The organism is Pseudomonas sp. Irchel 3H9 (assembly GCF_900187495.1).
GTDB classification, from domain to species: Bacteria; Pseudomonadota; Gammaproteobacteria; order Pseudomonadales; family Pseudomonadaceae; genus Aquipseudomonas; species Aquipseudomonas sivasensis.
On sequence record NZ_FYDK01000010.1, the window covers coordinates 78,793 to 97,468 of the forward strand.

16 protein-coding genes are annotated in these 18,676 nt (G+C 58.4%); 7 read left to right on the plus strand and 9 right to left on the minus strand.

Annotated features, from left to right (window positions below; all coding sequences use genetic code 11):
- Positions 1 to 2: 2 nt before the first annotated feature.
- The 5 genes from cyoB to queC all read left to right on the plus strand — a co-directional run bounded on the left by cyoB (position 3) and on the right by queC (position 4,693).
- Entirely contained in the window at positions 3 to 2,021 is a 2,019-nt protein-coding gene (gene cyoB / locus CKW32_RS26495) for a cytochrome o ubiquinol oxidase subunit I (RefSeq protein ID WP_032885621.1), read from the plus strand.
- 3 nt (positions 2,022 to 2,024) lie between these two features.
- The gene (locus tag CKW32_RS26500) at positions 2,025 to 2,651 is read left to right on the plus strand and encodes a cytochrome o ubiquinol oxidase subunit III (RefSeq protein ID WP_032885622.1); all 627 of its coding nucleotides are present in this window, start codon (positions 2,025 to 2,027) and stop codon (positions 2,649 to 2,651) included.
- Positions 2,651 to 2,992, plus strand: a complete 342-nt coding sequence (gene cyoD, locus CKW32_RS26505) for a cytochrome o ubiquinol oxidase subunit IV (RefSeq protein ID WP_017734785.1) — start codon at positions 2,651 to 2,653, stop codon at positions 2,990 to 2,992. The genes CKW32_RS26500 and cyoD overlap by 1 nt, the downstream gene beginning before the upstream one ends.
- Positions 2,993 to 3,003: 11 nt before the next feature.
- A complete protein-coding gene (cyoE, locus tag CKW32_RS26510; RefSeq protein ID WP_014719864.1) occupies positions 3,004 to 3,891 on the plus strand; it encodes a heme o synthase in 888 nt (295 codons plus the stop codon).
- Between the two features lie 103 nt (positions 3,892 to 3,994).
- On the plus strand, positions 3,995 to 4,693 hold the full coding sequence (gene queC, locus CKW32_RS26515) for a 7-cyano-7-deazaguanine synthase QueC (RefSeq protein WP_032885623.1): 699 nt from the start codon (positions 3,995 to 3,997) through the stop codon (positions 4,691 to 4,693).
- Positions 4,694 to 4,734: 41 nt separating this feature from the next.
- On the opposite strand, the gene CKW32_RS26520 is transcribed toward queC, so the two are convergent.
- Together CKW32_RS26520 and CKW32_RS26525 are read right to left on the minus strand one after the other, a co-directional pair.
- Positions 4,735 to 5,613 carry a queuosine precursor transporter gene (locus tag CKW32_RS26520; protein ID WP_032885624.1) on the minus strand — a complete coding sequence of 293 codons (879 nt, stop codon included), beginning with the start codon at positions 5,611 to 5,613 and terminating at the stop codon, positions 4,735 to 4,737.
- Positions 5,600 to 6,202: a helix-turn-helix transcriptional regulator gene (locus CKW32_RS26525; RefSeq protein ID WP_095186382.1), complete on the minus strand. Its 603-nt coding sequence runs from the start codon at positions 6,200 to 6,202 to the stop codon at positions 5,600 to 5,602. The genes CKW32_RS26520 and CKW32_RS26525 overlap by 14 nt, the downstream gene beginning before the upstream one ends.
- A gap of 308 nt (positions 6,203 to 6,510) precedes the next feature.
- Between CKW32_RS26525 and glyA the strand changes: the two genes are divergently transcribed.
- Complete coding sequence (glyA, locus tag CKW32_RS26530; protein ID WP_095186383.1) at positions 6,511 to 7,866, plus strand: serine hydroxymethyltransferase; 1,356 nt, start codon at positions 6,511 to 6,513, stop codon at positions 7,864 to 7,866.
- A gap of 145 nt (positions 7,867 to 8,011) precedes the next feature.
- Positions 8,012 to 9,106, plus strand: a complete 1,095-nt coding sequence (locus tag CKW32_RS26535; protein ID WP_095186384.1) for a pyridoxal phosphate-dependent aminotransferase — start codon at positions 8,012 to 8,014, stop codon at positions 9,104 to 9,106.
- 54 nt (positions 9,107 to 9,160) lie between these two features.
- Here the strand turns inward: CKW32_RS26535 and CKW32_RS26540 are convergent, their stop codons facing one another.
- The 7 genes from CKW32_RS26540 to CKW32_RS26575 all read right to left on the minus strand — a co-directional run bounded on the left by CKW32_RS26540 (position 9,161) and on the right by CKW32_RS26575 (position 18,467).
- A complete protein-coding gene (locus CKW32_RS26540; protein WP_095186385.1) occupies positions 9,161 to 9,877 on the minus strand; it encodes a hypothetical protein in 717 nt (238 codons plus the stop codon).
- 131 nt (positions 9,878 to 10,008) lie between these two features.
- Positions 10,009 to 11,259 (minus strand): aspartate aminotransferase family protein, encoded by a 1,251-nt coding sequence (locus CKW32_RS26545; protein WP_095186386.1) that lies wholly within the window; start codon positions 11,257 to 11,259, stop codon positions 10,009 to 10,011.
- A gap of 217 nt (positions 11,260 to 11,476) precedes the next feature.
- Positions 11,477 to 12,490 (minus strand): diguanylate cyclase domain-containing protein, encoded by a 1,014-nt coding sequence (locus CKW32_RS26550; protein WP_095186387.1) that lies wholly within the window; start codon positions 12,488 to 12,490, stop codon positions 11,477 to 11,479.
- 136 nt (positions 12,491 to 12,626) lie between these two features.
- Entirely contained in the window at positions 12,627 to 14,525 is a 1,899-nt protein-coding gene (locus CKW32_RS26555; RefSeq protein WP_095186388.1) for an alkaline phosphatase D family protein, read from the minus strand.
- A 512-nt stretch (positions 14,526 to 15,037) separates the two neighbouring features.
- Complete coding sequence (locus CKW32_RS26565; protein ID WP_095186389.1) at positions 15,038 to 17,281, minus strand: ATP-binding protein; 2,244 nt, start codon at positions 17,279 to 17,281, stop codon at positions 15,038 to 15,040.
- Complete coding sequence (locus CKW32_RS26570) at positions 17,278 to 17,892, minus strand: biliverdin-producing heme oxygenase (RefSeq protein WP_095186390.1); 615 nt, start codon at positions 17,890 to 17,892, stop codon at positions 17,278 to 17,280. Before CKW32_RS26570 ends, CKW32_RS26565 begins: the two co-directional genes overlap by 4 nt.
- A gap of 194 nt (positions 17,893 to 18,086) precedes the next feature.
- Positions 18,087 to 18,467, minus strand: a complete 381-nt coding sequence (locus tag CKW32_RS26575) for a response regulator (RefSeq protein ID WP_032885635.1) — start codon at positions 18,465 to 18,467, stop codon at positions 18,087 to 18,089.
- Positions 18,468 to 18,676 lie beyond the last annotated feature (209 nt).

The window sequence follows — 18,676 nt, forward strand, 5'->3', positions numbered from 1 at the left end:
CGATGTTTGGTAAATTAAGTTGGGATGCGGTCCCGTTCCACGAGCCGATTGTGATGATTACCATCGCCATGATCGCGCTGGGTGGTCTGGCACTGTTTGCAGCAATCACTTATTTCAAGAAGTGGACCTACCTGTGGACCGAGTGGCTGACGTCGGTCGACCACAAGAAAATCGGCGTGATGTACATCATCGTTGCCATGGTCATGCTGCTGCGTGGTTTTGCCGACGCCATCATGATGCGTACCCAGTTGGCCATGGCCACCGAAGGTTCGCCTGGCTACCTGCCGCCTGAACACTATGACCAGATCTTCACCGCCCACGGTGTGATCATGATCATCTTCATGGCGATGCCTTTCTTCACCGGCCTGATGAACCTTGCTGTGCCGCTGCAGATCGGTGCCCGTGACGTTGCCTACCCGTTCCTGAACTCCCTGAGCTTCTGGCTGCTGGTATCCGGCGTTGTGCTGATCAACGTGTCCCTGGGCGTCGGCGAATTCGCCAAGACCGGTTGGGTTGCGTATCCGCCATTGTCGGGTATCCAGTACAGCCCTGGCGTGGGTGTGGACTACTACATCTGGGCGCTACAGTTATCAGGACTCGGGACGACGCTGACGGGGGTCAACTTCCTGGCCACCGTCCTGAAAATGCGCGCCCCTGGCATGAAACTGATGGACATGCCGATCTTCACCTGGACCTGCACCTGGGCCAACGTCCTGATCGTGGCTTCGTTCCCGATCCTGGCCGCTACCATGGCGCTGCTGTCGCTTGACCGTTACCTGGATTTCCACATTTTCACCAATGAACTTGGTGGCAATCCAATGATGTACGTGAACCTGTTCTGGGCATGGGGTCACCCTGAGGTGTACATCCTGATCCTGCCAGCGTTCGGTATCTTCTCCGAAGTGATCTCGACCTTTACCGGCAAGCGCCTGTTCGGTCACCACTCGATGGTTTATGCATCGGGCGCGATCTCGGTACTGGGCTTCATGGTTTGGCTGCACCACTTCTTCACCATGGGCTCGGGGGCCAGCGTCAACGCCTTCTTCGGCCTGGCGACGATGCTGATTTCCATTCCGACGGGGGTGAAGCTATTCAACTGGCTGTTCACCATCTATCACGGTCGTCTGCGCATGACCAGCCAGGTTCTGTGGACCCTGGGCTTCATGGTGACCTTCGCCATCGGCGGCATGACCGGCGTACTGCTGGCCATCCCGGGTGCTGACTTCGTACTGCACAACAGCCTGTTCGTGATCGCTCACTTCCACAACGTGATCATCGGTGGCGCTGTATTCGGTTACATCGCTGGTTTCAGCTTCTACTTCCCGAAAGCGTTCGGCTTCAAGCTGCACGAAGGTTGGGGCAAGGCTGCATTCTGGTTCTGGATCTCGGGCTTCTTCGTCGCGTTCATGCCGCTCTATGCACTGGGCTTCATGGGCATGACCCGTCGTCTGAACGCTACTACCAACCCTGAGTGGGTGCCGTACCTGTACGTTGCCATGTTCGGTGCAATCATGATCGCTGTGGGTATCGCCTGCCAGTTGATCCAACTGTACGTGAGCATCCGTGACCGTAAGCAGAACGCTTGCGACTCCGGCGACCCATGGAATGGCCACACCCTGGAATGGTCGACTTCGTCGCCGCCGCCGTTCTACAACTTCGCCGTGATCCCTACTGCGAACACCATTGATGCGTTCACCGAAGCCAAGGAAGACGGTACTGCGTACCAGCGTCCTAAGCACTACGAGCCGATCCACATGCCAAGCAACACCGCCACTGGCGTGGTGATGGGTGCGCTGTTGACCGTGTTCGGTTTCGCGATGATCTGGCACATCTGGTGGCTGGCAATCGTGAGCCTGGTGGGCACCATCGGCTACTTCATTGTCCACGCAGCACGTGATGATCAAGGCTACATGGTGCCGGTCGAAACGATCGAGCGCATCGAAGCCGAGCAGCACGCTCGCCTGGTCGCCGAGAAGAAAATCCCGGCCAACCGTGTAGAAACCTCGTTGGAACAGGCTTAAACCATGTCGAACTTAGTGACCAATGCTGGACACGCCCATGTCGATGACCATGGGCACGATGACCATCACCACGACTCGGGGCCGATGACCGTTTTCGGTTTCTGGCTCTACCTGATGACCGACTGCATCTTGTTTGCGTCGATCTTCGCGGTGTACGCGGTACTGGTAAACAACGTAGCGGGTGGCCCGTCGGGCCACGACATCTTCGAACTGCCTTACGTGCTTGGCGAAACCGCCTTGCTGTTGTTCAGTTCGATCACCTACGGCTTCGCCATGTTGGCCTTCTACAAGGGCAACAAGAAAGGCGTGCTGACCTGGTTGGGTATGACCTTCCTGTTCGGCCTGGGCTTCATCGGCATGGAGATCAACGAGTTCCACCTGTTGATCTCCGAAGGCTACGGCCCGCACCGTTCCGGTTTCCTGTCGGCGTTCTTCACGCTGGTCGGCACCCACGGTCTGCACGTTACTGCCGGCCTGCTGTGGATGGCGGTGATGATGTATCAGGTCAATAAACACGGCCTGACCAACACCAACAAGACTCGCCTGACTTGCCTGAGCCTGTTCTGGCACTTCCTGGACGTGGTCTGGATCTGCGTCTTCACCGTTGTTTACCTGATGGGGACTCTGTAATGGCTAATGCACACTCCCATGACCATGACAGCCATGATTCGAGCCACGGCAGCGTTAAGTCGTACGCCATTGGCTTCATCCTGTCGGTAATCCTGACGCTCATCCCGTTCGGTCTGGTGATGTACCCGACCCTGCCGAAGTCGATCACCTTGATGATCGTATTGGCATTCGCGGTGATTCAGGTCCTGGTTCACCTGGTGTACTTCCTGCACCTGGATCGTTCTAAAGAGCAGCGCGATAACGTGATTGCGTTCGTGTTCGCAGGCTTAGTAATCCTGCTGCTGGTTGGCTTGTCGATATGGATCATGTTCAGCATCCATACGTTCATGATGGCGAAGTGAGGTAAGACCCGATGTCGCTTAAGCACTTTATCCAAATCACCAAACCGGGGATCATTTTCGGTAACGTGCTTTCTGTGGCGGGCGGTTTCTTCCTGGCCTCCAAGGGACATGTCGATCTGGCCATCTTCCTGGCTGCGATGATCGGTACGTCCCTGGTGGTTGCTTCCGGTTGTGTCTTCAACAACTGCATCGACCGTGACATCGATATCAAGATGGAGCGCACCAAGAATCGCGTGCTGGTCCAGGGCCTTATCTCCCTGAAGCTGGCACTGATCTACGCGACCGTTTTGGGTGTTGCCGGTGTGGCACTGTTGTACAAGGTGGCCAACCCGTTGGCGGCGCTGTTTGCCGTGATCGGCTTTGTCATCTACGTCGGCCTCTACAGCCTGTACCTCAAGCGCAAGTCGGTTCACGGCACGCTGGTGGGCAGTCTGTCGGGGGCGATGCCGCCGGTGATTGGTTATGTGGCTGTAACCAATAGCTTCGACATGGCCGCGCTGGTGCTGCTGGTGATGTTCAGCCTGTGGCAGATGCCGCATTCCTACGCCATCGCGATCTTCCGTTTCAACGACTACCTGGCTGCATCGATTCCGGTTTTGCCGGTCAAGCGTGGCATCCAGGTTGCCAAGAAACACATCCTGCTCTACATCCTGGCTTTCCTCGTGGCGACCTTGATGTTGACCTTCAGTGGCTACGCCGGCATGAGCTACCTCGCCGTCGCGGCTGCCATGGGCATGTACTGGTTGTACATGGCCTGGACAGGCTACAAGGCGGTGGATGACACCGTCTGGGCGCGCAAGCTGTTCGTGTTCTCGATTTTCACCATCACCGCGCTCAGCGTGATGATGTCCCTGGATTTCCAAGTGCCGAAAGAGCTGTTGCTGACCTACGCACACTGAGTGTCTGAGTAGCAAAAGGCCCCGCCTTCGAAAGAAGCGCGGGGTTTTTTATTGAGTGACCTTTAAACTATGCCCACATCCTACCCATGCAGGACGCAGAACGATGAGTAAAAAAGCCGTAATCGTGTTCAGTGGCGGACAAGACTCCACCACCTGTTTAATCCACGCACTGCCGCACTACGATGAAGTGCACTGCATTACCTTCGACTACGGCCAACGCCATGTGGCGGAAGTCGAAGTCGCCCAGCAGCTTGCCAAGCAGTTGGGGGCCACCGTTCACAAAGTGATGGACGTGTCGTTGCTCAACGAGCTGGCCATCAGCAGCCTGACCCGCGACAACATTCCTGTGCCGACCGTGAACAGCTCAGGTGAAAGCCTGCCCAGCACCTTTGTGCCGGGGCGCAATATTCTGTTTCTGACCCTGGCGGCAATCTACGCCTACCAGGTGAAAGCCGAGACCGTCATTACAGGCGTGTGCGAAACCGACTTCTCCGGTTATCCGGACTGCCGCGATGAATTCGTCAAGGCGCTGAATCAGGCACTCAAGCTGGGCATGGAATACGACGTGCGCCTGGAAACCCCGCTGATGTGGCTGAACAAGGCCGAGACCTGGGCCTTGGCCGATTACCACCAGCAACTGGACTTGGTCCGCCAGCAGACCCTGACCTGTTACAACGGCGTCCTCGGCAGTGGCTGTGGCGAGTGTGATGCGTGCAACCTGCGTGCACGGGGCTTGAATGAATACCTGCAGAACAAGACGGATGTCATGCAGAACCTGAAGCAGAAGTTGCAGCTGAACTAAGGTGATGAAGCCGATGGGCAAGGCCCATCGGCGTGTTTCAATCAGGCAGCGTTGCCGGTGATATAGCGCTTGAACAACGAACGCGCGCCATAGGCCGGCAGAATATTAAAGAACGCAAAGCCCACCTTAATTGCGATCTGTACATAGATCATGCTCAGGATATCGCTGGTCTGCATGGCGCCGTAGAACGCAATAAAGCAGAACAGGAAGCTGTCGATAATCACCGCAAAGAACGTACTGAGGAAGATGCGCAGGTATAGGTATTTGGAATTAGTCAGCTCTTTGATCTTGCACAGCAAATACGAGTTAATGTTTTCCGACACCAGGAACGACACCGACGACGCGATCAACACCGACGACACCTGCACAATCACATCGTTATAGGGACCGTCGAGTTTCCAACCGGGCAAGCCGGGTAAGAAGGTGGAGCCGTAGAGCAAAATGATGATCATCGCGTTGCTGGCAAAGGCAAACAGGATGGCCTTCCTGGCGAGCCTCAGGCCAAAGTTTTCGTTGAGCAGATCCACGATCAGGAAGGTCAGCGGGTATAGGAAAGTGCCCGGCGTAACGATGATGTCGAGGGACTCGATGTAGATCGGTTTCGTCGCGGCAATGCTGGTGAAGATGTAAAAGGTGAAGAGCAGCAGGTTGAGGATGATGTAGATCATCCACGAACTTTCATTGCGATCGTTGAGGTCGTACGCCGTCACCGTGCCCGCTTGGGAGTAGTACTTCTTGTACAGGTTTTTAACTTCCATTTTATTCAAGTTATCCATGATTTCGCTGTTTAAGACTTCGCTCAACTTGACCCGAATGATCTTGCCCGTGGCGATGATCATGATCACCGCCAGGCGCTTGTCATTTTCGAAGCCCAGCAGTTTGTATTTGCTGTTTTCGATCTCGCTTTCATACGTGGTCATTGAAGCGCTCCTCAATGATATCCCCCAGTACACACAGACGTTCTGAGCTGGCGCAGGCTTCACGGCTGATGAACAGCGTGTGGGTAGCCCTGTCGAACACCAGTTTTTCCTTATCGTCGCTCGACGAACCCTTCTGGATGATCAACAGGTCACCCGGCTCATTCGCACCCGGTATAGGGCGCTCCAGTCGCACGCCGATCAGGTTGTGGGAGGTGCCGAAGTAGTACGTGAGCGGGAAGAGGGTAGCCAGTTCGCCAATGCGCTTATCCAAGTGCTGCATGACCTGGCTTTGCTTGAGCACCGGCACGGCTGCGGGGTTCATGTTGCCTTGGGGCGAGGCACTGCTCTCGATGATTTCCTTGGCTTCAAAATCGATGGTCTCGATTTCTTCGTAGGACACGCCGAAGAAGTCGGAAATCTTGCGCAGGGTCGACTGCTGAACATTGACGACCTTGCCTTCGAGGATGTTGTAGATCGTAGTGCGGGTCAGGCCGGCGGCGTTGCACAGCGACAGCTGGGTCTCGCCACGGCTCTTGATCAAGTACTTGATGTTGCTCTTCAAATGCTCGGTTTTTTCTCGTCTGTGCATCACGCGCTCACCACTTCCCTATAGTAAAAACCGTCGATCTTTGAAGACGCCGTATAGATTGTTTCAACAGTGAAACGCCCATCCAGGGCGTTTCATACGTCGCGGCGGGCGCAAGTGTTGCACGCGTGCGACCTAACAATAAAGTCCCGGATGCGAGGGATCCGCATTGCGCAAGGCAAATGGCCATCCGCTCGGTAAGGGGGGACAAAAGCGAACATTTAATTTGGAAAATGTTTAATTTCCTGTTTAATTGAACGCCACGGTTCAGGACGAACTGATACGCAGCGACCAAGGAAAGGACACCCGCCATGGCATTCAATACCGTACACCTGCAGGATCAGGCTGACCTGTTGCGCCGAGGCATGGCGGACTTGCGCGCCGAGGACCTGGAACTGGCGATGTTGCTGGACGCCGAAGTGGCGCGCCAACATCGCACGCTGTCATTGGTCGCGTCCTCCTGTGCAGTCAAGCCTCGCACCCTGGCGGCTTCCGCGTCCGCACTGGTCAACGTTACTGCTGAGGGCGCGCCCGGCAAGCGTCATCGCGCCGGCTGCGAGAATGTCGATCTGGTTGAGTCCCTGGCGATCCGCAGGGCGCGTGAACTGTTCGACGCCCACTACGCCGGTGTGCAATCGCACTCGGGTTCCAACGCCAACGCTCAAGTGTTGTCCGCCCTGCTTGAGCCGGGTGATACCTTGCTGGGCATGGCCCACGATCACGGAGGTCACCTGACCCACGGCAGCCCCGCCGTGTTTACCGGGGCCTACTACAAAGCGATTCGCTACGGCACCACTGCCGAGGGCCTTATCGATTACGAGCAGGTGCGCAGCCTGGCGCTGGCCCATCGTCCACGGATCATCATTTGCGGCGCATCGGCTTATTCGCGTGTGCTGGATTTCGAGCGGTTTCGTGCGATTGCCGATGAAGCAGGCGCGATCCTGTTGGCCGATATTTCCCATATCGCAGGGCTGGTTGTGACCGGTCGCCACCCCAGCCCGATTAACGCGGCTCACGTCACGACCACTTGCACTCACAAACAGTTGGGTGGCCCGCGTGGTGGGCTGATCCTGTCCGGTCGCGACGCCCATACCAAGGTGCCTGGCTTGAAGGCGACTTTCAGCCGTGTGCTGGATCAAGCCGTCTTCCCGCGTATGCAGGGCGCGCCGGCGGTCAACATGATCGCCGCAAAAGCCGCGGCGCTCGGCTACGCAATGACGGCGGAATTCGACGTTTGCATGGGGCGGGTTCGCGCCCTGGCCGACGAAGCGGCCTACGCGTTTCAGGCCCATGACTATGACGTCGTCGGTGGGCGCAGCGAAAACCATACGGTGTTGATTCGTTTGCGCGGGGACATGACCGGTGCCATCGCTGAGTCGGCGTTGGAAGGCTGCGGAATCGTTGTGAATAAAAGTCGCGTACCCGGCGAGACCCGTTCGTCTGCCGTTGCCAGCGGCCTGTGTATTGGCACAGGTTCCATGGCCCAACGCAATGTGGATGCCGATGGCTGTCGGCAAGTCGTCGATCTGGTGTGCCGGGTACTCAACCAGGTGACGCCGCTTGGTGAATACGAGTACCACTTCGATCCCACTGCGCAGGCGCAATTGCGCTCTGAACTTGAGCATTTGTGTGCCAAATACCCCATCGCGGACTATTGGGAGCACTGAAAGCCCGCCCATGAAAAAGCCCCGTCGTCGAAAGTCGTACGGGGCTTTTTCATGGGCGCTCGGTTAAATCCGCTGCGTATTGTCTCGTCATACTCACTTGTACGAGCAGTGCGAATCCATCATCCGCCTACAAGGAGTAGTCACCATGGTCAGCGTTAGTCGTCGATCCCTTCTCGCCCTCAGCGCCGCCCTGCCTTTACTCGGGCGCCTGGATTGGGCGGTGGCCGCGTCGTCGGCAACCAAGACTGACAAAGTGCTGCTCAACTACAACGAAAGTCCCTACGGGCCCTCGGCAGCGGCCCGCGAAGCGATGCAGCGCGGCATCGACACTGCAGGGCGTTATCCGTACAAACACATGTACGCCCTGGCCGAGTTATTTGCACAGCAACAAGGGATTGCCGAAGATCAAGTGGCGGTGTTTTCCGGCTCCATGGCCGCACTGCGCTACGCGGTGCTAGCGTTTACCAGCGAAACCCGGGGCCTGGTGATGGCGACGCCGTCCTACGAGGTACCACGCCAGGCCGCCAAATCGCGCAAAGCGCCGGTGAAAGAAGTGAACCTCAACGCCGAGCATGCCCACGACGTCCAGGCCATGCTCGCGGCTGACCCCCAGGCCGGCATGCTCTACCTGTGCAACCCCAACAACCCGACGGGCACCGTGACGCCGACCGAGGCCATCCGCCAGGCTTTGGCGAACAAACCCAAAGGCTGTGTGCTGGTGGTGGATGAGGCTTACATCGACTTCGCCGATACCCCAAGCGTGGTGAGCTGGGTCAAGGACAACGACGATCTGCTGGTGCTGCGTACCTTCTCGAAAATCTACGGCATGGCCGGCGCTCGCCTGGGCCTGGCGATCGGCCATCCGGCGCTGCTGGAGCGCTTGGCGGTATTCGGCGGCGACAACGTCCCGGCCGGCTCGTCCTTGCTCGGCGGCCTCGCCAGCCTGGAGGATGTGAAGGTGCTGCCCCAACGCAAGGCGCTCAACGCGCAACTGCGCGAAGAAACCATCACCTGGCTTAAGGGCCGTGGCTTCACTTGCACGGCATCCCAGGCCAACTGCTTCATGATTGACGTGAAGCGCCCGGCAGAGCAGGTCATCGACACACTGGCCGCCCACGGCGTACTGATCGGACGAGTGTGGGAAAACTGGCCGCAGTGGGTGCGGGTCACGGTGGGGAATAAGCGGGAGATGGCGCGGTTTCGCGAAGTGTTTGCGGCGCAGATTCAGGGCGCCAGCTGATACCGCGCAAAAAAAATGTGGGAGAGGACTCCCACATTGATCCGAGGGTGTTGGTTACTGCTGCGCGATGCTGTAACCCGCAAACGCCGTCTGCTGTTGCAGTGCAGTAATCACGCTCTTGCGGCTCAGCGGCTGCTCGACGCCGGCGTTGTCCACAAAGCTTTCGACTTGCAGCTCGGCTTCATCGCCTTCACCCACAAAGCTGAAGCCCAGGAACTCGAACGCCTCGCGGTCGACGTTCAACTTGGAACGTGGCGTGCGCAGCGGCAGCGTGACGCTGATGCCGTCCTTGCTGATCACAAACACTTCAGCTTCTTTCTTGGGGCGAGCCGCCTTGCCCTTGCCGGCGCTTGGGTTGCTGATGGCCTGGTGAGACTGGTTCAGCACCTTGAGGGCCAGGCCGTAAACCAGTTCCTGAAACTCGGGGTCGTCCTTGAAGCTGGACAGGATGCGGCTGATGGAGAATTTGCTGCTCAGGTCTTCCAGCGCGATGTTATCGGCGGCTTCGGCGTCCTTGAGCTGCTTGAGCTGGCCCATCAGGTCGTAGGCCTTGTCGTCGTCGAAGGCGTCGTGGGCCTGGCGGATGGCGACGCGCAGTTCGCGGATCTGGTCGCTTTCCTTGGAGGTGTGAAAGGCGTCCAGCACCATCTCGCTGATGATCTTGGCGGCTGGCACGTGCTGTGAAAGATTGATGGCGTTTTCGTATTCAGCTTTGGCGTGCAAGGCGACTACGGATTCTTCGGCGGAGTGTTCGGTGTAAGAATCGGACATTGAAATTTCACTACTTCAGTAAACGGGGAAGACAAAAAAGCGTCGCGCATTTTCAGGGGGGAGGGGGATCAGGTCAAGGCAGCACAATGCCCCTATCGCGGCGCAAGGCTGCCGACCGGCGGATACGGGCGTTAAACCAATTGCTTGAGGCACGCTTGAAGAATATCCAGTCCTTCTTCCAGCACCGCAGGCTCAATGGTCAGTGGCGCCAACAGGCGAATGATGTGCCGCGACCTGCCGCTGGGCATCAATAGCAACCCGGCGTCTCGCGCCAGGCTCAACAATTGGGTCAGTTGCTGAGGCGCTGGCGTGCCGTCGGTGCTGGTCAGTTCGATGCCGCGCATGGCGCCGACGCCGGTCAGGCGGCCCAGGTACGGCGACAGGCGCTGCGAACGCCAGGCTTCATAACGGCCGACGATCGCTTCTTCCTGCTGCGAGCCCCACTCCTGCAAATGCTCATCGGTCATTGCATCGAGGGTGGCCAGCGCCGCTGCGCAGGCAATGGGGTTGCCGGAGTACGTACCGCCCAACCCACCTTTGGGCAGGTTATCCATCAACGTCTTGCGCCCGACCACTGCGCCCAAGGGGACGCCGCCGGCGATGCTTTTGCCGAGCAGGATCAGGTCCGGTTCTATCCCCAGGCGCGAGAAGGCAAAACGCTGGCCGGTTCGGCCGAAGCCGGATTGGATTTCGTCAGCGATCAACAGGATGTCGTGTTCATCGCAAAAGCGCCGCAGCGCCTGAGCGAACTCGATATCCAAGGCGAGGAATCCGGCTTCGCCCTGCACCGGTTCGATGATGAAACAGGCTACGTCGCTGATATCGATTTCCACACTGAACAGTCGATCCATAGCCTTCAGTGCCTCAGCGCAGCTCACGCCGTTATCGGCGCTGGGGTAGGGCAGGTGATACACCGGGCCGGGCAGGACGCCGACCTTTTGTTTGTAGGGCGCCACTTTGCCATTGAGGTTGAGAGTGGCCAGGGTGCGGCCGTGGAAGGCACCGTCAAAGGCGATCACTGCAGTGCGGCCGGTGGCGCCGCGGACGATCTTCAAGGCATTTTCCGCGGCTTCCGCGCCGCTGTTGGTGAGCATGCCGCTGACGGGGTAGTTCACTGGGATAAACGCTGTCAGGCGATCCATGAGTTCGATGTACGGCGTGTGCGGCGCGGCGTTGAACGCATAGTGGGTCAACTTCGTCGCTTGTTCACGAATAGCCTCCACCACACCGGGATGGCAATGGCCGAGGTTAAGCACGCCGATGCCGCCGACAAAATCGATATAGCGCTTGCCCGTGGTGTCCCAGACTTCGGCGTTCTTGCCGTGGCTGAGGCTGATGGGATGAACGATGGAAATCGACTGGCTGATGGTTTCGCGGCTCATGAATCTCGGACTCGGCAGTGGCGGGCGTCGTTTTATCTAAGCCGCAGGCCAGCCCTTGTCGCAAACGAAATAAAGTCGCCGGGTCATTCCAAATCGGAAGGAGCCATTGCCAAAAGTCGTTTGTGGCAACGCGCTGAACCCGTCAAGCGCGGCCTCAATGCGCTGTGGAGCAGAGGCGGCATTCAGTACCCGCCGCCAGTGCGTTGACGGGCTTGAACTACTCCGACACCCCATCTTTCCCCGCCGCTTTGGCGCGATACAGTGCCTGGTCGGCACGCGCCATCAGGGCGGCGGGAGATTCATCCATGCGCCGCTCGGCCACGCCCAGGCTCAGGGTGACGGTGAGATCTCCGCGCATCGGGATCTTGCGCATCGTTCGGCAGATGTTCTCAGCCAACGCCCTGGCGGTTTCCAGTGAGCTTTTGGGCAGCACCACCATAAACTCATCACCTCCCCACCGAGCCAGCAGGTCGCCTGGGCGAATGCACCTCTCCAGGCATTCCACGACGTGCACCAGGGTTTGGTCGCCCACGCCGTGGCCATGTCGGTCATTGATTGGTTTGAAGTCATCGATATCCACCGCGATCAATGCCAACGGCAGGCGAAAACGTTGTGCGCGGCCGCACTCTTCCAGCAGGACTTTTTCCAGGCGGTAGCGGTTGGCGACGAGAGTGAGGGCGTCCCGTTCGGCCAGGGAGCGGTTCTCGTTCAGCTGTAGTTGTAATTGCTGATTGACCCGCGACAGCTCGCGCGTCCGCTCGGCCACCAGTGCCTCAAGGGATTGATTGCGTCGCTCCAACTGTTCAACGGAGGATTTGCGCAGATCGATGTCGCGATGGGCGCCCACCATCCGAGCTACCGAGCCGTCCTCATTGCGCGCAATGACATAGCCGCGATCCTCGATCCATAGGTAGCTGCCATCTTTTTTGCGGCAACGGTATTCGGTTTGGTAGTGAGGGGTACGCTGGTGGACGTAGTCATCGAACACCGTCATCACACGGGGGTAATCGTCCGGATGGATAACGTTTTCCCAGGTAAATACGTTGTTTTCCAGGGAATGGCGAGGGTAGCCCAGCATTTCGTACCAGCCTGGGTTGCGGTAGACGAACCCGGTATTGGCGTTCCAGTCCCAGATGCCGTCGCTGACCAGCTCCAGTACGGCATGCAACATGTCGGCGTTAAGGTGGGAAAAATCATGGTCCAGCGGGTTGTTGCCGGAAGTATCGTCCATCTGCGCATTCCTTGCGTGGGCAGGCGCCTAGGCCTGCCAATGTTGTCGCCGATACTCCGTGGCTGGGGCTACTGTACAGCGGGGATTGAAGGCTTTGAATAGGATGGGTGTGCTGCTTTTGGATGATGGCTATTGGCTATTGCTGCGGCGCCACCATCCTTGTTCGAGGTTTGCCGTCCGCGTTGTGCTGGTAAATAGCCTCAGGCTGCCCCCTTTCGTTGAAAAACACTTGGCCAATTCCGGCCGAATTCCATAACCGTTCACCGGCTTCGGCATGTTCCGGGATATGGGGGACCACCTGCATGGTGCGGCGGCGAGTGAACCAGTTCAGGGGCGATCGCGGCGAATAAAGCCAGCGGTTGAGGCGGTCGAACCATTCCAGCAATCGCGGTGGGAATTCGTTCTTGATGCCGCTGCTGGTGATCTGCCAGATTCTGGGGCCGGCGTTGCGGTGGCGGATCAGCACTTCATAGACAAACGAGTAGTGCACGTCGCCCGAGAGGATCACGTAGTTACCCGGCGTGCGCGAGTGGCGGAAGATGTTGAGGATGACCTGAGCTGCGCCGCGATGAGCCATCCAGTTCTCGGCGTCCACCAACAAAGGATGGCCGCACCAACTGAAGATTTTTTGCACGGTCTCGATCAGCTTGACGCCAAAAATCGGCGCGGGAGAGACGATGATGGCCGAGGGATGATCGAGCAGCTCTTGTTGCAGTTCGCTCAAGGCTTCCCAGTCAAGGAGGCCTGATGGGTGCTTGAGCGTGAATTCGCTGCGCCAGCGCCGGGTGCGGGTGTCGAGCACCACCAAGGCCGGCGTTGTGGGCAGGACGTAATGCCACTGCTGGAACTTCAGCAGTGTCTCCACCAACTGGTCGTGCGCGAGCGCGTCCAAGTGATTGTCCTGCGTGTGGGTGACCAGTGTCTGCGTTTGGCCCACCAGCTCAACAAAGGCATCCGGGTTATTCCCCCAACCCTGGCACAGCAGGTAGGCGAGCAGCGCGTTACCTATGATGCGTTTGGAAAACGGATGGCCGTAGGCGGTTTCTTCCCATTGGGCGCTGAGGTTCCAGTCGTCGGTGATGTCGTGGTCGTCAAAGATCATCAGGGTGGAGAGGTGGGCAAATACCCGTGCTACGTCCGGCAAACCCTCACGGAATGTATCCAGCGTCACTTGCTCACGCGCATAGCGCGATGACTCCTCGGCGCTCAGTTGCGGCGGTTGTGGGGTGATCATGTTCCAAGGCGCAGGCGACCACACCAGCAAGTACATCGCCATGACTTCGGCGAAGGTCACCAGATGGTTGTCGGCGGTGCTGCTGGTGAAAATCGGTTTTTTCACGCCGCCGAAAAAACGTTCACGCAGGGTCTCGTTGCTGTCCAGCGCCGGGAGCAGATCGGCGCGGTTGTAGTAGCTGGCGTGATGCCCGTAGAGGCTGGCGCTATCGTCTACCACGGCGCCTTCCAGGTATTCGTCGAACAGGCCCAGGCGCGCAATCAGCCCATGGATCGCGCGCAGCATCGGCCCGGCGACATCGTCGGCATACACTTGGTCGCCGCTCATCATCAACAAGGCCGGGCGCTCGGTTGGGTTCTGCGCATTGGCCAGCAGGCGATCAACGCAAAGCAGGCCTTCGTCGGCACTGTGGTGAGGTTTGCGGCACGAGCCGTGCACCAGTTGATGGATACGGCTGTGCAGCACGAAGCTCGGGTATTGGGCGTTGGCGTACAGCAAGTGGGGCGCCCACTGGGCTATGCCGGTGCCGTCGACGAGCAAGTCATAGTCGATGATCACATCCTGCGGCAGCGCCTTTTCCAGCCGTATATCAATCAGATGGACAAACGCCTCGCGACCCACCTGCACGACTTGGCATTGGTCCTGGCCCAGCGGGATATCCAGGTGCTGCTCGGCAGATTGCAGCCTCAGGGTCAGGGTTAACGCTCGGCTTCCCACCAGCCACAACACCAAGCGTTGGGGTTCCAGGCGCCGCAGCAGAGGGCCGGCGAGTACGGCGGGCAAGGTGTCGGGATGTGGCATGCAGTAAAAGGCTCCGGCCAGGGTTGAACCGGAAAGGTTAGCGCAACGGATGTCAGTGTTTTGTTAAGACGCGACGACCTACAAAGACGAGGGGCAGTGCACTGCCCCTCGTACGACGGTTTAAGGCAAGTTGCCCTTGCCCAGGCTGTCTAGGCTGCCGGTATTCCTGTGTCGGCCATCGCGCGCCGAACCGTCAGCGTCCTGAGGTTCGAGCTGCGATTGAGGGCCGTCGATGCTGCGCTTATTGCGTTGAAGGGGGGCGTCGTCATGCGGTGCAGTGGGGTATTGAGCAGGCAGAGGGGGAGAATTTATAGGGCCGAGCATGGAAGTATCCTTCTATCAGTCGAGGGTGACTTCGCCCTGTTGAGCGAAGTGGCGACAAACTTATAGAGGAGGAGGGGCGTCGAGCTATAAACGCCCTGCTGCAAGATATGACGGAGGTTGAGGCCGCTCTCTAGAGCAGGCCATGTCTGGTTATTGCCAGAGACCCCTTGCCACAAGGTCGCTGGCGCTTAGGTCGGTGAGTTTTCAATTACGTTCGGCACCGTAAACCGGAACTCGCTGCCGCGCCCCACTTCACTTTCAGCAATGATCTTGCCGCCGTGGGCGTGGACGATGCCCTGGGTGATGTAGAGCCCCAAGCCACTGCCCGTTGGATTGTTTTCGGTCTGGGTCCAATAGCGGTCGAACACATGGGGCAATTGCTCCGGCGCAATGCCTTCGCCGGAGTCGCGCACCGAAAACACGGTCTCCTCACCATTGCTCATGGCACTGATGCCGATAGTGCCTTGGCGCGGCGTGAACTTGATGGCGTTGCCGATCAGGTTCGACAGCACCTGGAACATCCGCTCAGGGTCGCCGTTGATCACCAGATCAGGCTCGGCGCTGAACGACAGGTCGATGCCTTTTTCCATCGCCAGCGGTGCGAGCAACGAGTAAGCCTCTTCGAACATCTGGCTCACATCCAGCGCCACTGGCTTGACCACATAGCGCCCGGCCTCGATTTTCGAAGTGTCGAGCAAGTCTTCCAGCAGCACATTCATACGCCCGGCGGCTTGCTGCATGGTGTCGATGGCCGTGGAAATCCGCCGCGACGTGTGTGGGCCATCGGAGCTGAAGGCCTTTTGCATCATGCCGCACAACATCGAAATGACCGTCATCGGGTTGCGCAAGTCGTGGGATACCACCGCCACCAGTTCATCACGGGCGCGCACGGCTTGTTGCTCACGCGCTACCTGGCGTGCCAGGTCGTTTTCCAGGGCGGAGCGACGCAGGTCATTGGCGGCAAACAGGTCACCATGGCTCCACTTGGTGGAGATGCCGGCCATTTCCACTTTCCAGATTTCAAACGAAGTGCGTGGGCGAAGGCGCAAGCCAGAGTCGGAGTTTTCCAGATCCAGTGGCTTGTTCGGGTCGCCGCTCCAGTTGATGTTCTCCTTCACTTCCGGGCGGAACCACAGCACACCGTTATCCACCGGTTTAGGCAGGCTCATGGCCAGGACACCGCTGGCCATCTGCTGAAACTCAGCGGCCGGCGGGTAGACGGAGGCCAGGTTATGGCTTGAAAACACCGTATCGCCGCTCTCTTGAAGCCACTTGTGCAACGCGCGGATCTGCGCCGGTTCAGGGCAGTTGCCGTAGCGGTGCAGTTGCTTGTCTTCGATGATCGCCACTCCGCCGGACAGGGTCAGGTCCATCAGCACTTGGCCTTGCAGGGCCAGGCCATCGAACACGTTGTCCGCCGAGGCTTTCATCGCCTGATCCAGCAACGCCAGGGCCTCGACCTTTTCCTCGCGCTGGCGGCTCAGGTCCAAGGCTTCCATGGCGCTGATCTGCAATGACAACACCTGGCCGATGGTCTGGCAGGCGGTGCGCAACTCGTTGGGCACCAGCAGCGGTTCACGGTTGCCGCAGCTGATCAGGCCCCAGAGTTTGTCGCCCTTCATCAGCGAGATGCTCATGGACGACAGCACACCCATGTTCTGCATGTACTGACAGTGAATCGGCGACACACTGCGCAGGGTGGCGAAGCTGAGGTCCAGCGGCTCACCGTTGTCCGGGCGCAGTTTGGGCAGCAGTGGCACTGGCTCGTAGGCCGCGTTGGGAATGATGCGCAACCAGTTGGTGCGATACAGCTCGCGGGCCTGCTCGGGAATATCGGACGCGGGGAAGAACAGCCCGTTGAACAGTTCCATGGACGGCGCGGACGCTTCGGCGATCACTTGGCCGTGGCCTTCCTCTTCGAAGCGGTAGATCAGCACGCGGTCGTAGCCGGTCATGGCTTGGATTTCATGCACGCTGATTTCGTACAGCGCTTGCAGGGTTTTCGCCGCCTGCAAACGTTGCAGCATCTTGCCCAAATCACTGGTGCGACGATTCATTGCACGCGGCTGGAAATTCTCCAGCAACGGTTCGAATTCCAGTATCAGGACGCCCTGATGGCGATGCAGCAGGCCATCGAACTTGGCGCCGTTGAAAGTAACGTGCAGCGGCGGCGCGTCGATAAAGTTGTTGTGCTCGACCATGTGTTGCACAGCCTTAGCGTGCTCTGCGCCCAGCAACCGGTGCAGCGGCTGGTCCAGCAGCGTCTCCGGTGCATGATTGAACAGGCTGGCGACGTTGGCGCTGACTTGGATGATCTGCAAGCCGGGGTCAGACAGCGTCAGCAACACACCATGGGGCTGGATGGCCCCCGGAATGCGAATAGGCTCGTCCGCACAGTTGGCAAGCAGCTCTTCAAAATCATCGGGTTTCATAGCAATACCTCCTGGCTGTCGAGCCATTGCTCAAAGCAGCGGAATGTCGAACGGGCCGCGTCTACCGCGTGTTGTTTGGCTGGTGCGTCCAGCGGCTGGTGGCCCAGATAGTCGAGAAAGTCTTTCCAGCGCCGACCAGTCTCGGGGCCATACACATTGAGAAACGCACCGCCGTTATCGGCGTCCAGATCCAGGCGCTGAGCCATTTCCCGGCGCAGTACCTGGCCGCCCAGCGTAGCGCCTTCGAGCACATACAAGGCGCCCAGGCAGGCAGCAGGGGTATCGAGGAGCGGCAGTTGGGTGCAGCGGGGCAGGTCGTTGATAGCCATGTCATTCAGGCCAAGGGCGAGAAGATCGCTCAACAGAGTGGGCGTTTTCACACGCAGTTCTGTGTCATAGCCATCAGGGATCAACTCACAATCGTACAGCGCTGCTTCCATTGGCCTATAAAACCCGTAATACGCCTGGAGCAAGCGTCGAAACCAGTCGGCATTCAGGTATTCGCTGAAAAACGGCAGGCGCTTTTCCAGCGCTACATGCAGCAGGGCCGTGCCTGTGCGCAACGCTTCCAACAACGAGGGCACACCACCGTCAGGGGCCTGTGAATGCATTCAATAAGCTCGAACTGTGGGCCTGCCGGCCATAAATGACGCATAGAATTGGGCAGTGATTCTACACACCTCATGGCCATTGGCTGTACGCACAAGGCGAAAAGCCTGACCAGCGGATCAGAAAAGTCTCTCCTTGCTCATTAATGACCGCAGTGTTTGTCCCAAAGTTCGGCTTCAGTGATGTTGCGATGCTATCAATGCAGGTGCGGGCTTTGCTGGGTCAGTGCCGTTTGCACGCACTCAATCAGGTGTTCGGCGCTCCACGGTTTCGGTAGAAACCGCACAGAGCTACCCAGTTCCGCCGCGATCTTAGTGTTGCCGGATGTCAGCACTACCTTTACCTCTGGCCAACGATGGGCCACTACCCGGCTCAAGTCATAGCCGTTGAGCAAACCTGGCATCTGAACATCACTGACAATCAAGTCGACCGGTTCATCATCCCGCTCCAGAAAAATCATCCCTTCATCCGCCGAAGGAAATGACGTCACATGAGCCCCAAAATCCTCAAGTACATCCACCATTAACGAGCGAATGATCTCGTCGTCTTCCAGTACTAAAATCGATGGCTGAGCCATGATCGTTACTCCACCATCAGGGTTCAGTAAGGTGGAGTGGAAGACCATCGGATAGGTTCGATTGGATATGTCCAAAACGATGGGTGGTTACTCAGAGGGGTCTATTTTGCTTGTTTGCGGGGAGGTGCGGCACGATCCCTGTGCTCTGCAATGCACGCAAAAGGCTGTCGACCCTGAATGCTCCCCTGATCGAGCGTGGACCGAAGCGC

What these genes read in the sequence shown, in the direction of transcription:
- cyoE (WP_014719864.1), top strand. Translation starts at nt 3,004, where the DNA reads ATGTCGCTTAAGCACTTTATCCAAATCACCAAACCGGGGATCATTTTC.
- CKW32_RS26545 (WP_095186386.1), bottom strand. Translation starts at nt 11,259, where the DNA reads ATGAGCCGCGAAACCATCAGCCAGTCGATTTCCATCGTTCATCCCATC.
- CKW32_RS26535 (WP_095186384.1), top strand. Translation starts at nt 8,012, where the DNA reads ATGGTCAGCGTTAGTCGTCGATCCCTTCTCGCCCTCAGCGCCGCCCTG.
- glyA (WP_095186383.1), top strand. Translation starts at nt 6,511, where the DNA reads ATGGCATTCAATACCGTACACCTGCAGGATCAGGCTGACCTGTTGCGC.
- cyoD (WP_017734785.1), top strand. Translation starts at nt 2,651, where the DNA reads ATGGCTAATGCACACTCCCATGACCATGACAGCCATGATTCGAGCCAC.
- CKW32_RS26555 (WP_095186388.1), bottom strand. Translation starts at nt 14,525, where the DNA reads ATGCCACATCCCGACACCTTGCCCGCCGTACTCGCCGGCCCTCTGCTG.
- CKW32_RS26540 (WP_095186385.1), bottom strand. Translation starts at nt 9,877, where the DNA reads ATGTCCGATTCTTACACCGAACACTCCGCCGAAGAATCCGTAGTCGCC.
- cyoB (WP_032885621.1), top strand. Translation starts at nt 3, where the DNA reads ATGTTTGGTAAATTAAGTTGGGATGCGGTCCCGTTCCACGAGCCGATT.
- CKW32_RS26570 (WP_095186390.1), bottom strand. Translation starts at nt 17,892, where the DNA reads ATGCATTCACAGGCCCCTGACGGTGGTGTGCCCTCGTTGTTGGAAGCG.
- CKW32_RS26520 (WP_032885624.1), bottom strand. Translation starts at nt 5,613, where the DNA reads ATGACCACGTATGAAAGCGAGATCGAAAACAGCAAATACAAACTGCTG.
- CKW32_RS26550 (WP_095186387.1), bottom strand. Translation starts at nt 12,490, where the DNA reads ATGGACGATACTTCCGGCAACAACCCGCTGGACCATGATTTTTCCCAC.
- queC (WP_032885623.1), top strand. Translation starts at nt 3,995, where the DNA reads ATGAGTAAAAAAGCCGTAATCGTGTTCAGTGGCGGACAAGACTCCACC.
- CKW32_RS26565 (WP_095186389.1), bottom strand. Translation starts at nt 17,281, where the DNA reads ATGAAACCCGATGATTTTGAAGAGCTGCTTGCCAACTGTGCGGACGAG.
- CKW32_RS26525 (WP_095186382.1), bottom strand. Translation starts at nt 6,202, where the DNA reads ATGCACAGACGAGAAAAAACCGAGCATTTGAAGAGCAACATCAAGTAC.
- CKW32_RS26575 (WP_032885635.1), bottom strand. Translation starts at nt 18,467, where the DNA reads ATGGCTCAGCCATCGATTTTAGTACTGGAAGACGACGAGATCATTCGC.
- CKW32_RS26500 (WP_032885622.1), top strand. Translation starts at nt 2,025, where the DNA reads ATGTCGAACTTAGTGACCAATGCTGGACACGCCCATGTCGATGACCAT.